Annotated in this window: 17 protein-coding genes; 14 read left to right on the top strand and 3 right to left on the bottom strand. The window is 53.2% G+C overall.

Annotation, left to right across the window (positions count from 1 at the left end; all coding sequences use genetic code 11):
* Positions 1-14 precede the first annotated feature (14 nt).
* Positions 15-2,090, bottom strand: coding sequence for an EAL domain-containing protein (locus tag DWV16_RS02780; RefSeq protein ID WP_158572759.1), 2,076 nt, complete (start codon positions 2,088-2,090; stop codon positions 15-17).
* A gap of 325 nt (positions 2,091-2,415) precedes the next feature.
* Between DWV16_RS02780 and DWV16_RS02775 the strand changes: the two genes are divergently transcribed.
* Positions 2,416-3,882, top strand: a complete 1,467-nt coding sequence (locus DWV16_RS02775) for a GntR family transcriptional regulator (RefSeq protein ID WP_118477732.1) — start codon at positions 2,416-2,418, stop codon at positions 3,880-3,882.
* A gap of 67 nt (positions 3,883-3,949) precedes the next feature.
* On the opposite strand, the gene DWV16_RS02770 is transcribed toward DWV16_RS02775, so the two are convergent.
* Together DWV16_RS02770 and DWV16_RS02765 are read right to left on the bottom strand one after the other, a co-directional pair.
* Complete coding sequence (locus tag DWV16_RS02770) at positions 3,950-4,342, bottom strand: metal-dependent transcriptional regulator (protein WP_066459439.1); 393 nt, start codon at positions 4,340-4,342, stop codon at positions 3,950-3,952.
* A gap of 264 nt (positions 4,343-4,606) precedes the next feature.
* On the bottom strand, positions 4,607-4,978 hold the full coding sequence (locus DWV16_RS02765) for a metal-dependent transcriptional regulator (protein WP_066459442.1): 372 nt from the start codon (positions 4,976-4,978) through the stop codon (positions 4,607-4,609).
* A 383-nt stretch (positions 4,979-5,361) separates the two neighbouring features.
* On the opposite strand from DWV16_RS02765, the gene spoIIIAC reads away from it, so the two are divergent.
* The 13 genes from spoIIIAC to DWV16_RS02700 all read left to right on the top strand — a co-directional run bounded on the left by spoIIIAC (position 5,362) and on the right by DWV16_RS02700 (position 13,771).
* On the top strand, positions 5,362-5,559 hold the full coding sequence (gene spoIIIAC / locus DWV16_RS02760; protein ID WP_066459444.1) for a stage III sporulation protein AC: 198 nt from the start codon (positions 5,362-5,364) through the stop codon (positions 5,557-5,559).
* 16 nt (positions 5,560-5,575) lie between these two features.
* A complete protein-coding gene (locus tag DWV16_RS02755) occupies positions 5,576-5,956 on the top strand; it encodes a SpoIIIAC/SpoIIIAD family protein (protein ID WP_242863675.1) in 381 nt (126 codons plus the stop codon).
* Positions 5,957-5,968: 12 nt separating this feature from the next.
* Positions 5,969-7,123, top strand: coding sequence for a stage III sporulation protein AE (locus DWV16_RS02750; RefSeq protein ID WP_118477731.1), 1,155 nt, complete (start codon positions 5,969-5,971; stop codon positions 7,121-7,123).
* Positions 7,124-7,131: 8 nt separating this feature from the next.
* Complete coding sequence (locus DWV16_RS02745) at positions 7,132-7,617, top strand: stage III sporulation protein AF (protein WP_066459448.1); 486 nt, start codon at positions 7,132-7,134, stop codon at positions 7,615-7,617.
* A 4-nt stretch (positions 7,618-7,621) separates the two neighbouring features.
* Positions 7,622-8,200, top strand: a complete 579-nt coding sequence (locus DWV16_RS02740) for a hypothetical protein (RefSeq protein ID WP_118477730.1) — start codon at positions 7,622-7,624, stop codon at positions 8,198-8,200.
* 18 nt (positions 8,201-8,218) lie between these two features.
* Positions 8,219-8,764 carry a SpoIIIAH-like family protein gene (locus DWV16_RS02735; protein ID WP_118477729.1) on the top strand — a complete coding sequence of 182 codons (546 nt, stop codon included), beginning with the start codon at positions 8,219-8,221 and terminating at the stop codon, positions 8,762-8,764.
* Between the two features lie 185 nt (positions 8,765-8,949).
* The gene (locus tag DWV16_RS02730; protein WP_066459453.1) at positions 8,950-9,333 is read left to right on the top strand and encodes an Asp23/Gls24 family envelope stress response protein; all 384 of its coding nucleotides are present in this window, start codon (positions 8,950-8,952) and stop codon (positions 9,331-9,333) included.
* Between the two features lie 116 nt (positions 9,334-9,449).
* A complete protein-coding gene (nusB, locus tag DWV16_RS02725) occupies positions 9,450-9,968 on the top strand; it encodes a transcription antitermination factor NusB (RefSeq protein ID WP_066459456.1) in 519 nt (172 codons plus the stop codon).
* The gene (locus DWV16_RS02720; RefSeq protein WP_243007263.1) at positions 9,934-10,914 is read left to right on the top strand and encodes a peptidase M22; all 981 of its coding nucleotides are present in this window, start codon (positions 9,934-9,936) and stop codon (positions 10,912-10,914) included. Before nusB ends, DWV16_RS02720 begins: the two co-directional genes overlap by 35 nt.
* A complete protein-coding gene (gene xseA, locus DWV16_RS02715) occupies positions 10,911-12,131 on the top strand; it encodes an exodeoxyribonuclease VII large subunit (protein ID WP_118477728.1) in 1,221 nt (406 codons plus the stop codon). Before DWV16_RS02720 ends, xseA begins: the two co-directional genes overlap by 4 nt.
* Positions 12,128-12,346 (top strand): exodeoxyribonuclease VII small subunit, encoded by a 219-nt coding sequence (gene xseB, locus DWV16_RS02710; protein WP_066459458.1) that lies wholly within the window; start codon positions 12,128-12,130, stop codon positions 12,344-12,346. The genes xseA and xseB overlap by 4 nt, the downstream gene beginning before the upstream one ends.
* The gene (locus tag DWV16_RS02705) at positions 12,333-13,214 is read left to right on the top strand and encodes a polyprenyl synthetase family protein (RefSeq protein ID WP_066459459.1); all 882 of its coding nucleotides are present in this window, start codon (positions 12,333-12,335) and stop codon (positions 13,212-13,214) included. The genes xseB and DWV16_RS02705 overlap by 14 nt, the downstream gene beginning before the upstream one ends.
* Before the next feature lie 35 nt (positions 13,215-13,249).
* Positions 13,250-13,771, top strand: a complete 522-nt coding sequence (locus tag DWV16_RS02700) for a divergent PAP2 family protein (RefSeq protein ID WP_066459464.1) — start codon at positions 13,250-13,252, stop codon at positions 13,769-13,771.
* Position 13,772 lies beyond the last annotated feature (1 nt).

Below are 13,772 nucleotides of genomic sequence, written 5' to 3'. Positions count from 1 at the left end.
GTTGGGAAAATTGATCATACGCTTACCTGGATCGGCTGTTCCACCCAGGCTTCAAAATCGGGAATAGAAAGCGGTTTGGAGAAGATATATCCCTGTACCAGACCGCAGCCCGCCCGCTGTAGGAATTTAAGCTGTTCCGGATACTCAACCCCCTCAGCCACCGTATGGATCCCAAGGTTATCGGTGAGCTCCAGGATTGCGGAGATGACATATTGGGCACGTTGATCAAGATTGCGTTCAAGGAAAAAACTGCGGTCGAGCTTGAGCGTGTCAACATCCAGCTCTTTGAGAAGACTGATGGAAGAATATCCAAAGCCGAAATCATCCAGGGAGCAGAGGAATCCGGCCTCGTGGATTCCCTGGAGCGCGGCCTTTATACGCGGAATTTCATTGCGCTCAAACATGACAGATTCGGTAATTTCCAGCTCAATGAGCCCTTCCGGAATTTCGTACTGCTGCCTGATTTCATAAAACGGCTTGATGAAATCAGGATTTTGAAAAAAGCGCCGCGAAAGGTTTACAGAGATTGGAAATAGCGGCTTTCCGGAATCCTGCCGCTTCTTCAGAAAGCGGCAGACCTCCTCGAATACAAACAGATCTACTTTGCAGATGGAACCGTCCCGTTCAAAAACAGGAATAAAATCGGCCGGGGAGATGAATCCCTTTGTTGGATGCTGCCAGCGAACAAGCGCTTCCGCGCCACCCACCGAGCAGTCACTCAGCCGTACCTTTGGCTGGAAATAGACCATGAACTCCTGATTTTCCAGGGAATGCTCCAATTGGTCGCGAAGTTCCTTGCTGTTTCGAAGCTGAGCCTGCGTTTCCGCAGTATAGAACCCGCAGGTATCGCCGGATGTGCTTTGCCGTGCAGTGTTTGCGCGGCCCTGCATGGCCCGGATTTCCAGCTCCGGTTCATCAATCTGATAAACGCCGCACGAGATTGAAAGGAAATAGGGTTCCCTCAGGCCTTCGTTAAAGGCATTGATCCTCTGTTCAATCTGTTTGAAACGGGCGCTGACCGATTCCGGTTCCGCCTTGCCCATCAGCAGGTAAAAGTTGTCAGCCGCGCCGCGGGCAGCCAATTCTCCAGGTTTGAGCGTTTCAGAAAGCACATGATAGATATAACGAAGTGTATCGTCGCCTTCTTTGCTTCCAAATTTTTCATTTATAAGCTTGAAATCCCGCACATTGAGCGAGGCCATAAGGAAGGAACCGGGCGGGGATTTATGGATTTGTTCCAGTGCTTCCAGATTGAACCGGTTGATGGAAAAGCCCTGGGTAACCGGGTCAACGAATGCAATCTTTTCAAGCAGCCTTTGATTCCTGTGGTATATGAACAGGAGGGTTGCGATGAAAATAGCGAACAAAAGGATGATTGCAGCTGTGATGGACACATTCCATGCGATATACTGGAAGACATCTTTTGCAATGACATCTGCGGGAATCAGCGTAAGCGATACCCAGTTTTGTATCTGCAGAGCGTTATAAGCCATCAGGACATGCTCGCCGCTGATCGTGGTAAAATAGATGTTTCCGTCCCGGCGTTCCAGCATGTCCTGTTTCATCTGTTCAATCTGTGTGGAAACAGCATGATCGGCATTTCTGGCAAAGATATCGTCCAACGCCAGAAAAAACTTCAGATCAGGCGGGGAGATGACAACCTTTCCATATTCGTCGGTGATGCAGGAAACTCCGCTCCCGCCGAAGCTGTTGCTTTGGATAAGATCCTGCATCCGTTTTTTCCCCTGGATACAGCCGATGATTCCGGAAAATCGGTTCCCTTCCCGAAGCGGAACGGCGTACAGGAGATTTTGTCCGTCCAGCTGATGGATATAGGGCTGCCCGTCCATCTGTGCAAGCGCGGAAAAGATTTCTTCCGAATCTTGGTATTCCCCTTCACTCGAGAGGAAAGAGCCGTCCGGCGCCACGGTAAATACCTGGTCAAAACCATAGTAGCCGGCCTTGCGTCCCAGGTAATCAATCCGGGATTCCTGGGTGTCCACATGTGCAAGGCTGTCCGCAATCGAATGCAGATTCAGGATAATTTCAGAAATCCGGTGGTCGATGTGTTCCGAAACCTGGTAGGACACATCATCGAGATAAGAAAAGGTGAGCGCTTCCGTTGATGTCCGAAGATGTATGGCATTTCTGACTGTTAAGGTGGATATAAAAATAATGATTAATATAAGAAAACAAAACAGTATTAGAACTGTTTTTGATTTTCGGATTTCATTGTGCAGCATTTTTATTTCTCCCAAAACATTGTGATTATAATGATAATCATACAGTAACAATAATAACATGGCCTTTCTAAAATCACAATAGTTTCTGACAAAATCAGCCACGGTCCTGTGATTTCTGATTACTTGCGCTTGACGAAAAAACACGTATAATGAAAGGGACGGAGGTGGTGAAGTGGCAAAAAAAACACCCTATACCCAGTGTGAAAAACTTTATGGGATGTTGCTGGCGCAAATTATTTCCGGTGTGCGTGTAAAAGGGGAGCTCCTGCCGACCCTGAATGAAATCTGCGCGCAGTACAAGGTAAAGATCGGGATCGTTCTGCGGGCGCTGGAACGGCTTGAACAGGAAGGCTATATCCGAACAAAACGGGGAAAACAGGCTGTGGTAGTGTTTGAAAACAGCGAAACGGCCCTGCTGCAATATCTGACCCGGAAGAAAGAGGCGCTCAAAGACGTTTTCCAGATCTGGCGCATATTGCTGCCCAATCTCGCAGTTCACGGCGCACGTTTATGTGAGAAGAACGATCTGGATTATCTGCGGGATCTGCTGCGATCCTATGATGGGGAAACCATAACGGTGGATGAATATACCATCCTGATCCAGAAGTTCATCGACAGGCTTGTCTCAATGTTTGAAAACCCCATCCTCTCAGACCTGCGGCATCAGTTGACCCTGTTCAGCAAGATCCCTTATACCCGGAGCCCGCAGGATACCCGCGCCGACTGTATGGATTGGTATCGTGTTTTGGAGGATTCCCTGTTCTGCATCGAACATCACGAAGAATCGCGTTTGATTGTCAATTTTGAAAAACTGTACCTGTCATATGAAACGCGGATGCTCGAATATCTGGCGATGCTGCCTGAGCCGAATGTTGCGCTTTCGCCAGTGGAATTTTCCTGGCAGCCCGAGAACAGTACGCCTCCCCTTTATATTGATATCGCGTTGCAGTTGATTATGCAGATGAGTATGGGGAACATTTCTGACGGTGAACGCCTGCCCAGCATTATTGAACTGGCAGAGAAGTTCGACGCCTCGGAAATTACCATTCGCGGCGCCATTCGGCTGCTGAACCAACTGGGATTAATCGAGGCCAAAAGGGGAAGGGGCTGCACGGTTACATTATCTGAAGCGCGGCAGCGGCAGCCGGCCTTGGCCAGCGAGACCGCCAAACAGGGGCTGAAAATTTTCCTCTATACCATGCAAGCCATTTTCCTACTTTGCCCAAAACTAGCGGAATTTTCAATGGATTTTATTTTGGATGATGATATCGAAAAAATCGGCGCCTGGATTGAAAATGGAAGCGATGCGGATATTTTTGTCCAAGGAGGTTCTCCCTTTTTGCAGCTTTTCCTGGACCGTATGCCTTCCAAGACGCTGCGTGATATCGTAAAGCATCTGTGTGATTTGGAGCGATGGGGATATTTTCTGGTTTTCTGTAAATATAAGGAATACCGGGTCGGCTTTTTTGCACAGCAGATCAGGCTTGTCTATCAGGCCCTTCGTGAACGGGATATGGTAAAGTTTGGAGAACGGCTGCAGGAAGTATACAGTCTGAATTTTGAAGTGGTGAAAGAGAACCTGCTGCTTTCCGGGATACAAGAGGTTCTTCCAATCATTTGCCTGCGTCCGCTTCGATAACCCTGATTTAGCCAAAACAAAAGGAACCAATCCGATAATTGGTTCCTTTGGGCCCGCATATTGGCGCTTATATGCGGTTGGGCGAAGCACAGCCGGCATTTTTCAGGGCGCGCTGCATCAGCACTTCTTTTCCTTCTTCGGAAAAATAGCAGAGGGCGGCAATGGCGTCGTTGCGCGCACTTGCCGTAGAAAGCCTGAGACATTGGGAGAAATAAGTGAAAAGCAACGTGTACTCGGTGTAGATGCGGTTGGCTTCCCGCACGCCAAGCGGCATGAACTGGACATTCCCGTAGTATTCTTTTTGGATAAGCCCTTCTTCGACAAGCTTTTTCAGGCACTTTACAACACTGGCCCGACTGACCTGCAAAAGATTCGCGATATCAACTGACCGCACGGCGGCGCCGCCGTTGCTCAATTCATAAATTGCAAGCAGGTACCGAGTGGATGAACTGGATAACATCAGATTTTCCTCCCATTCGGAATTCGGGCCGCAAGCAAACCATATTCTCAGGTTTGGGCCCCGTCAGCGCGAGCGCACAGGAAAAAGCAACTGGTGATTTCGAAGAACGAGTCATATGATTGATTTCCTCCTTTAGTTAGTAAACGCTAACCGATAAGGAAAAAGAAAAGACGCATCCGTCTTTCTATTCTAATATTATGGTGATCACTAGTCTGAAATAAGATTAGCATATGCTAACCAAATTGTCAAGACCTGACCCAAAACTCATTTTGGGGAATTACCGATGTGCTCACGCAGTTTCTGGAATGTTTCATCGCTGATGTCATGCTCAATTTTGCAGGCGTCAGCAGCGGCGGTCTTGGCGGATACGCCGAGCGCGGTCAGCCATTCGGTGAGGCAACGATGCCGTTCATAGATATGTTCCGCAATTTCGCGCCCGGAATTGGTGAGGGTGATCCACCCATCCTTATCCATGATGATATAGCCGTTTTCCCGAAACTGGCTCATTGCGCGGCTGACACTTGGTTTGGAGAAGCCCAGATGCTGTGCGATATCGATGGAACGGACCAATCCCTTTTCATTTTTCAAAATCAGGATAGCTTCCAAATAGTTTTCCGCGGATTCGTGAATATTCATGAGCTCCTCCTTTGTTGTTAGCCGGTTGAAACAAATTCGTAGGATATAAACAATTTGACCGCGACATTTTTCATCATTCTAGCATAGTCTCACTTTTTGTTCAAGAGCAGAAATTTTTGCAGAATTTCTTGACTGCCGCGCGGGGAACCCGGAGCAGCTTCTTCCGTATCTGTGCCGCCCGGGAAAGCGCATGGTCCCGGCAGTCTGCGCCAGGATGGCAAACGACCCTTTTGAGGGTCGTTTTTTATTGGGCAAAAAAAGGAGATGAAGAAAACGGTTCTGAAATGGAGGGGACAGGCATATCTATATTGCAAAGGACAAGGATGAGAGGACTTCTCCCATCCAGGAAAGAAAAGCCGTGATTCGGCGGATAGGAGAAAGTTATGGATGTGGATTTGATTTTCAAAATCGCAGCCATTGGCATCATCGTGGCGGTACTCAATCAGGTGCTCATCCGTTCCGGACGGGAAGAGCAGGCTATGATGACAACTTTGGCCGGGCTGATTGTGGTGCTCATGATGATTATTGTGCAGATCAATACATTATTTGAAACGGTTAAGACCGTGTTTGGGCTTTACTGAGATGCAGGGCCTGGATATGCTCACGGTCACAGGGCTTGCGGTGATCGCGGTTGCCCTTTCGACAATCTTAAAACAAAAGAATCCGGAATTTTCGCTGATGATTTCACTGCTGACCGGTATCCTGATTCTTGGGATGATCATTTCCGCAGGCATTCCGCTTTTTGAGCGGATTGAGGCGCTTTTGCAAAAGACCGGCGCACGCGCCGAATATGTACAAATTCTTTTTAAGGCGCTTGGCATCTGTTTTATCACCCAGATCGCCTGCGATGCCTGCCGGGACTTGGGAGAAACGGCGGTCGCTTCCAAGGTGGAAGCGGCGGGTAAAATCTCGGTGCTGCTCATTTCGCTTCCGCTTTTTGAACAGATCCTGGCGGTGGTGGGGAGCCTGATCGGATGAGGGGGTGAACGGATGAAATGGACAGCCCTGGTACTGGCGTTTTGCCTGTTGGTGTTTGGGTTATGCGTCCCGGCCTGCGCAGCGGATCTCGGAAAATCCGAACTTGGGGATTATGATTATCAGGCGCAGCTGGATGCGGCAGGGGCGGACGAGCTTCTCGGGAATCTGCCGCAGGATGCGCAGAGTCTGCTTGACGATACCGGGATCACTGGAATTGACTATAAGCAGCTGCTGAGCCTTTCCCCGAAGGACTTTTTTCAGGCCGTCTGGCAGCTGGTCCTCGAACGGGTCCGGATGCCGCTCACTGTGTTCGGTTCGGTGCTTGGGACGATCCTTCTCTGTGCGCTGCTTGACAGCCTCAAGACTTCGCTTTGGGAAGGGACGCTTTCAAGCGTTTTTTCGGCGGTTGCAGTCGTCTGCATCGCCACCTCGATCATCGCGCCGATTGTTGACTGCATCACCTCAACCGCGCGGGCGATTCATGACGGCTCAAATTTTATTCTCGCTTTTATCCCGGTCTTTTCCACGGTGGTGACGGTGAGCGGCCAGCCGGTCACCGCCGGAGCATATACCGCGTTCCTTTTCATGGCCTGCCAGGTGGTGGCGCAGATCGTTTCCAGCGTGCTGGTACCGCTCATGGGAATTTATCTGGCGTTTTGCATCGCGGGGAGTTTGGCGCCCGGTATCGATGTGAACGCGGTCGCACAGGTGATACGAAAAACGGTCTCCTGGGCGCTGGGACTTCTGCTGACCATTTTTGTCGGGCTGCTCAGCTTACAGACGATGGTGGCTTCAGGAAGCGACACAGTCGTTTCCAAGACGGCCAAATTTTTGATCGGCAGCTTTGTGCCGGTGGTGGGGAGCGCCCTTTCGGACGCGTTCGTAGCCACGCAGGGGTATATGAAGCTTCTCAAGACCACAGTCGGCGTGTTCGGGGTGCTGGTGGCGGCGATGACCTTCCTGCCGATCCTTTTGCAGACGGTTATGTGGTATCTGGCGGTGAATCTTTCGTCGGCGCTCGGGGAGATGCTTGGGGTGAAACCGGTGGCGCAGATCTTAAAAAGCGCTTCGGCCACGCTCGGGGTGCTGATCGCGGTGATCCTGTGCTTCGCGCTTTTGATCATCATTTCGACCTCGCTGGTTCTAATTATTTCAATGGGGGTATAAAGATAGACATGGAGAGCATCCGTCAATGGGCGTTTGGAATCTGCGCGGCCGCGATTGCCTGCGGGCTGGCGCAGCTGATCCTGCCAAAATCGAACATGCAGCGGCTCTTCAATATTACCTCCAGCGTATTCTTCCTGAGCTGCCTGCTTTCTCCGCTGGCGCTTGCGCCGATTTCCCTCGATCTGGAGTCAGCGGACGAGATGCAGCGGGAGGTGCAGCGGCGGGCAAAGAATCTCACCTCGGCGGTGGAGGAGCAGACCGGCGAAATTGCAAGCGAAAGTATCCGGATCGCGGCCGCCGACAGATTAGCCGAAATGGGAATCGAATACCAGAAAATTTATGTAAATATTCATGCCGACGATGAAAACGGCATATCTATTAGTGAGTGTGAGGTGGAATTGGACGAATCGTACCTTCCCCGTCACGACGAAATCCGAACCGCACTGATGGAACGGCTTGGCGTCAATGTACTCATTGGATATCAAAAGGAGTGACCACATGAATGAGCTTAAGAAAGGAATCCTTTTTCCAGATAAAATCGCAGCGCTGTTTCAAAAGCAAAAAGGAAAGGCCCTTTTTCTCATCGGGATAGCTGGCATGTGCCTGATCCTGATGTCAGCAGTGCTGCCGGCCGGCGCGAAGGAAAACCCGGCGGTGGGCGGAGCGCAGCAGACTTCCGAAGCATACATCGAGCAGCTTGAAGGGCGGCTCACAAAGATTGTGGGCAGTGTGGATGGAGTGGGACGGTGCGAAGTGATGGTCACCGCGGAAAACGGTGTGGAATATGTCTATGCGGTGGAGCAGTCGCAGAATGTAAACCAGGTAAACAGCTATGAAGGGGATGAGGTAAAAAAACAAACGCAGCAGCAGAATACCGAAGAGAAGTATATCGTTGTGGACGCGGGCAGCGGCAAAAAGGAAGCCCTGCTCAAAACGCAGAAACAGCCGACGATCCAGGGGGTCGTGGTGGTCTGCGAGGGAGCGGGCAGCATGATTGTACAGGAGCGGGTGACGCAGGTGGTCACCACCGCGCTCGGCATCCCTTACAATAAAGTTTGTGTTACGAAAATCAGTTAGTTTGAGGAGGAAACCCGTATGAATATGGTCATCAGAAAAAAACACATCATCCTGGCGTCGCTCGTTGTGGGGCTTGGGCTCGCAGTTTATGTCAACTACCAGTTCGCGCAGGTGGACAACGCGCTCACACCGACCGCTGCGCTCGAAAGCGATAAGAATTACGGGGACGCGCAGCTGGTCGACTCGAACGATCCGGCGCTCGCGGGCGTGGACGGGGAAGCGTATTTTGCCGAGGCCAAAGTCACCCGCCAGCGTTCCCGCGATGAATCGGTCGAAACGCTCAAGAATATGCTCGCGGACGCTGAGATCGATCCCGATCTGAAGGCGGAGATGGTGCTCAAGGCGACTGAAATTTCCCAGTCGATCGAAACCGAGGGGAAGATCGAAAACCTGATCAAAGCCAAGGGCTTTGAGGACTGTATGGTTTATTACGATACCGAAGGCGTCGACGTCGTGGTAAAAACCGAAGGGCTTGAAGCCGACCAGGTCGCCCAGATGAAGGACATCATCCTCAAGGAAACCAGCATCCCGGCGGAGAATATCTCGATTGTGGAAATCAACTGACACTGAAAAATATCCAAAAAGCCCGCTCTTCAAGGCGGGCTTTTCTTTGTGAAAATCCTGTATATACGGTTGTATATTCGGAAATTTATGTTATAATATCTACATATGCAGGATGGTCAAAGGGCATCGTGCAATCTGTCTACCAACCAAAGCGCCGACTTTTTTCATACAGAAGGAGAATCGCTATGCAGACTCGTGACAGCGGCCAATCGATTGGCAACCTGAAAATTTCCCGCGATGTGATCGCCACGATCGCGCGGTTTGCCGCGCTTGAAATCGAAGGCGTGGATTCACTCGCCTCTTTCACCACCAACCTCAAGGGCTGGCTGATCAAAAAACAATCCGCCAAACCAATCGCTATTGATCTGAGCGACGACATTGCCGTGATCGATATCCATGTCAACATCAAATCTGGTGTGAATATTCCGCAGGTTGCGGAAAAGATTCAAGCGGCGGTCAAGGAAGCGGTGCAGAACATGACCGGGATCGCAGTCTCCCGCGTGAACATTGACATTGCGGGAATTGTGTTCGACGAACCCGAACAGGTCCCTCAGACAGCTGAAGAATAGTCGCCCGCCCTCCCGGCTTGCTTGGAGGGCTTTCTTGTCATCGGGTTGGATACCGCCAAAAAATGAACCACGAAAAAATGTGTCCTGCAAAAGGGACAACCCTAGGAGCGTAATATATGAAACGTAGCGAATCCCGCGAACAGGCCTTCATGCTGATCTTTGAGCGTTCGTTCAAGGATGAGTCGATCGACGAGATCATCGAGGAGGCGACCATCGGACGCAGCCTCGAGGTGGATGATTATGCATATAACCTTGCAAAAGATGTATGCGGGCATCTGCCGTGGCTGGACGAGACGATCACGGCCTACTCAAAGAAATGGAAGCTGAACCGCATGTCCCGCGTCGCGCTTTCGATCATCCGCATGAGCCTGTGGGAGATTGACCACATCGATACGGTCCCAGTCGGCGCTTCGATCAACGAAGCTGTCGAACTGGCAAAGAAATACGGCAACACCGACGACTTTTCGTTTGTAAACGGGGTGCTCGGTGCATATGTGCGCGCAAAAGGGCAGGAGGTGCCGGAGGCGCTCGCTGCGGAAAAGGCGGCGGATGACTCCGCCGAACAGGCCGCGGAGGAAGCACAGGCGGTCGAGGAGTTCGATGCGGCTGCCGCCGCAGCTCGGGCGGCGCAGTAAGATGCTGTTCCTTGGGCTGGACACCAGCAATTATACGACTTCCACGGCGCTTTATCAAAGCGGCGACAATATTGTTTTGCAGAATAAAAGGCTGCTTGCGGTAAAAGACGGCTCGCTGGGCCTTAGGCAAAGCGAGGCCGTTTTTTCGCATGTCAAGCAGCTTTCGGAACTGCTTGAAGGGCTGATGCAGCAAGCCCCCGGGCCGGTTTCCGGAGTTGGCGTCTCGGTGCGCCCGCGCGATGCAGCGGGTTCTTACATGCCTTGTTTTCTCGTAGGTGAAACGGTTGCGCGGTCAATTGCCGCGGTAAACCGGCTTACGGTGACCGCGGTTTCGCATCAGCGCGGCCATATTGCGGCGGCGCTCTACTCCGCCGGACAGCTTCCGCTTGTGGGAAAACCGTTCGTGGCGTTCCACCTGTCGGGCGGGACAACCGAATGCCTGTTTGTGAAACCGGACAAGGAGCTGATTTTTTCCGTGGAACTGGTCGCGCAGTCGCTCGACCTCAAGGCAGGACAGGCGGTAGACCGGGTAGGCGGGATGCTGGGGCTTTCTTTTCCGGCAGGTCGCGCGCTTGAGGCGCTTGCGCTTGCATCACAGCGGCAATATAAGGTGAAACCTACCTTCAAGGGCGCGGACTGCTCGCTTTCCGGGATTGAGAACCGCTGCCGGAAAATGCTTTCTGATGGTGAAGCGCCCTGCGATATCGCGCGCTTCTGTCTCGATTCCATCTATGCGGCGTTGGCGGGGATGACCGAATGGGTGAAAAAATTTTATGGGGAACTGCCGGTCGTCTATTCGGGAGGCGTGATGTCCAACCGAATCATCCGGGAACAGATCACCCGCCATTACGGCGGATATTTTGCCGATCCGCAGTTTTCTTCCGACAATGCCGCGGGCGCGGCGATTCTCGCGTGCATCGCGCAGACGGGAGGGATCGATTCATGACAGCGCCGACGGTGGTATCGGTTTCCCAGCTGAACCGTTATGTCAAATCGGTTCTGGAGTCCGACAAGGTCCTGGGTGGCCTGATGGTGCGCGGAGAGATTTCAAATTTCACCCGGCATTACAAATCCGGCCACCTTTATTTTACCCTTAAGGACGATGCCGCATCCATCAAAGCGGTGATGTTCCGCAGCTATGCGGCAGGCGTACCATTTTTTCCGGAAAACGGCATGTCGGTGATTGTGTCGGGTTCGGTTTCGCTCTATGAGCGGGACGGCAGCTACCAGTTCTATGTGACCGATATGCAGCCGGATGGGATTGGCGCACTGCATTTGGCTTATGAGCAGCTCAAAGAGAAGCTCTCCCGGGAAGGACTCTTCGATGAGGCCCGTAAGCGTCCGCTCCCGGTCTATCCCGAACGTATCGGCATTGTGACGAGCGAAGGCGCCGCCGCGCTGCAGGACATGCTCAACATCCTTTCCCGGCGCTACCCGGTTGCCAAAGTTGTGCTTTACCCAGCTCAAGTGCAGGGGAAGGGCGCCGCACAGACGGTGATTGACGGCCTCCGGACGCTCTGCGCCGGGCGGCTCTGTGATGTGATCATCGTGGGGCGCGGCGGCGGTTCAATCGAGGATCTCTGGGCGTTTAACGACGAGCGGCTCGCGCGCGCCATTGCCGCGAGCGAGATCCCGGTGGTTTCGGCTGTTGGGCATGAGACCGACTTTACGATCGCGGATTTCGCGGCGGATCTGCGCGCACCGACTCCATCGGCGGCGGCGGAACTCGTTTCGCCTGACCTTTCCGATTTGCGGTATTATCTCGCGGACATGCAGGAACGCTGCCATGCGGTGGTCACACGCAGGCTTGACGGATACGAAACCCGTGTTAAAAACGCAAAGGCCCGTTTGACGACCCCAGAAAGAGTGCTTGAACACTGTGGGGAGCGGCTCGCTATGCTTAAAAAACTCGCCTTCAGCGCGGTGGAACAACGGATTGCGGAGCGGGAAAACCGGCTGGGATATCTGGCGGCGCTGGTGGAAGGCAGAAGCCCGGTGAAGATCCTGGCACGCGGCTACAGCCTGACGACCGGGCCGGATGGGAAAGCCGTTCTGTCAGTCGCGCAGGTAAAAACGGGCGACCGGCTGGAAATCCGGGTCGCGGACGGAACGATCCGCTCCACGGTGAACGGCGTGGAGAAAGCAAAGGAGAAAATAAAATGAGCAAGACGGTGACATTGGAATCCTCGATCGCACGGCTCGAAGAGATCGTCGCGGCGCTCGAAGGGGATATTTCGATAGATGAGGCGATCAAGCTTTACGCCGAGGCGGTCAAGCTGATCGATCTGGCGGGCGCGAAGCTGGAAGCCGCAAAGCTCAAGGTGGAGAAGCTCTCCGCCGCAAAGACGACGATGGAGGCGCAGGATGAATCGGTTTGAAGAACAGCTGGCAGCTTACGCAAAACAGACAAATGACGCGCTGCGCGAGCGGCTCGCCTACAAAAACGACTGCCTGCAGGTGGCGGTGATCGACGCGATGCGCTACAGCCTGCTCGACGCGGGCAAGCGCCTGCGCGCGGCACTGGCGCTCGAGTTCGGCCGGCTCGCGGGCGCGACCCGGGACGGGGCGATGGCGCTTGCTTGCGCTGTGGAGATGGTGCATGCCTATTCACTCATCCACGACGACCTGCCCTGCATGGACAACGACGATTTCCGGCGCGGCAAACCCTCCTGTCACAGGGAATTCGGAGAGGCGAACGCGCTGCTTGCGGGTGACGCGCTTTTGACGCATGCCTTTGAAACAGTGATGGCCTCGCCGCTTTCCGATGCGCAGAAAGTTGAAGCGGCGGGCACGCTTGCGAAAGCGTCCGGCGTGTTCGGAATGATCGGGGGACAGGTGATTGACCTCGGCAGCGAAGGCAGACGGATTGACGGCAACACGCTCGGCACCCTCTGCGCGCTCAAAACCGGCGCTCTGCTGCGAGCAAGCGCACGGCTCGGCTGTATCGCCGGGAACGCTGACGATGCAATGCGTTCGGCGGCCGATTCGTATGCGCGCTGTTATGGGCTGGCCTTCCAGATCACCGATGACATCCTTGATGTGACCAGCAGCCTAGAAACGCTTGGAAAACCGATCGGCAGCGACGCGGAGAATGAAAAGACCACCTATGTTACATTGTATGGGCTTTCCGGCGCACGGGAACAGGCGGCCCGGCTTGTGGATGAAGCGAAGGCGTATATTTCGGCGGTTGCGGACAACGGTTTTCTCTGTTGGGCTGCGGACATGATCCTGACGCGCGACCACTGACCGCAAAGGCCAGCGGTATGTTATAGGAGGTTTGTATGAATCCATTGGAAGTGATCACCAGCAACTATGTCCTGAATGTGGGTTTTCTTGCATGGTTTGCCGCGCAGTTCATCAAGACGTTTCTCTGCTATATCAGCACGAAAAAGATCAACTGGGAGCGGATGGTCGGTTCGGGCGGCATGCCGAGCTCGCATTCCTCGCTGGTCTGTGCGATTGCGGTCGGGATGGCAAAAAAGGTGGGATACGCGGCGCCGGAATTTGCTCTTTCGGTGGCGCTTGCGGGCATCGTCATGTACGATGCGATGGGTGTGCGCCGCGCGGCCGGCGAACAGGCGAAGGTGCTCAATAAGATGGTGATCGATTTTAAAGAGTTGTTTCAGGCGCTCAAGGAGGAGTTCGACGCGCTCGCGCGCGGAGAAGAATTCCTGGAAGAGGAAACGGGTCCGGATGGCAAAAAACGCAAGGCGCTCAAGGAGTTCCTTGGCCATACGCCGCTGGAGGTTTTGTGCGGCGCAATCCTCGGAATTCTGATTGCGGTGCTCGTCCCGGCATTTTAAT

The organism is Anaerotruncus sp. AF02-27 (assembly GCF_003465835.1).
Classification (GTDB): Bacteria; Bacillota; Clostridia; order Oscillospirales; family Ruminococcaceae; genus Anaerotruncus; species Anaerotruncus rubiinfantis.
Note: the sequence above shows the minus strand (reverse complement) of the source record. Positions and strands in the feature narration are given on the sequence as shown.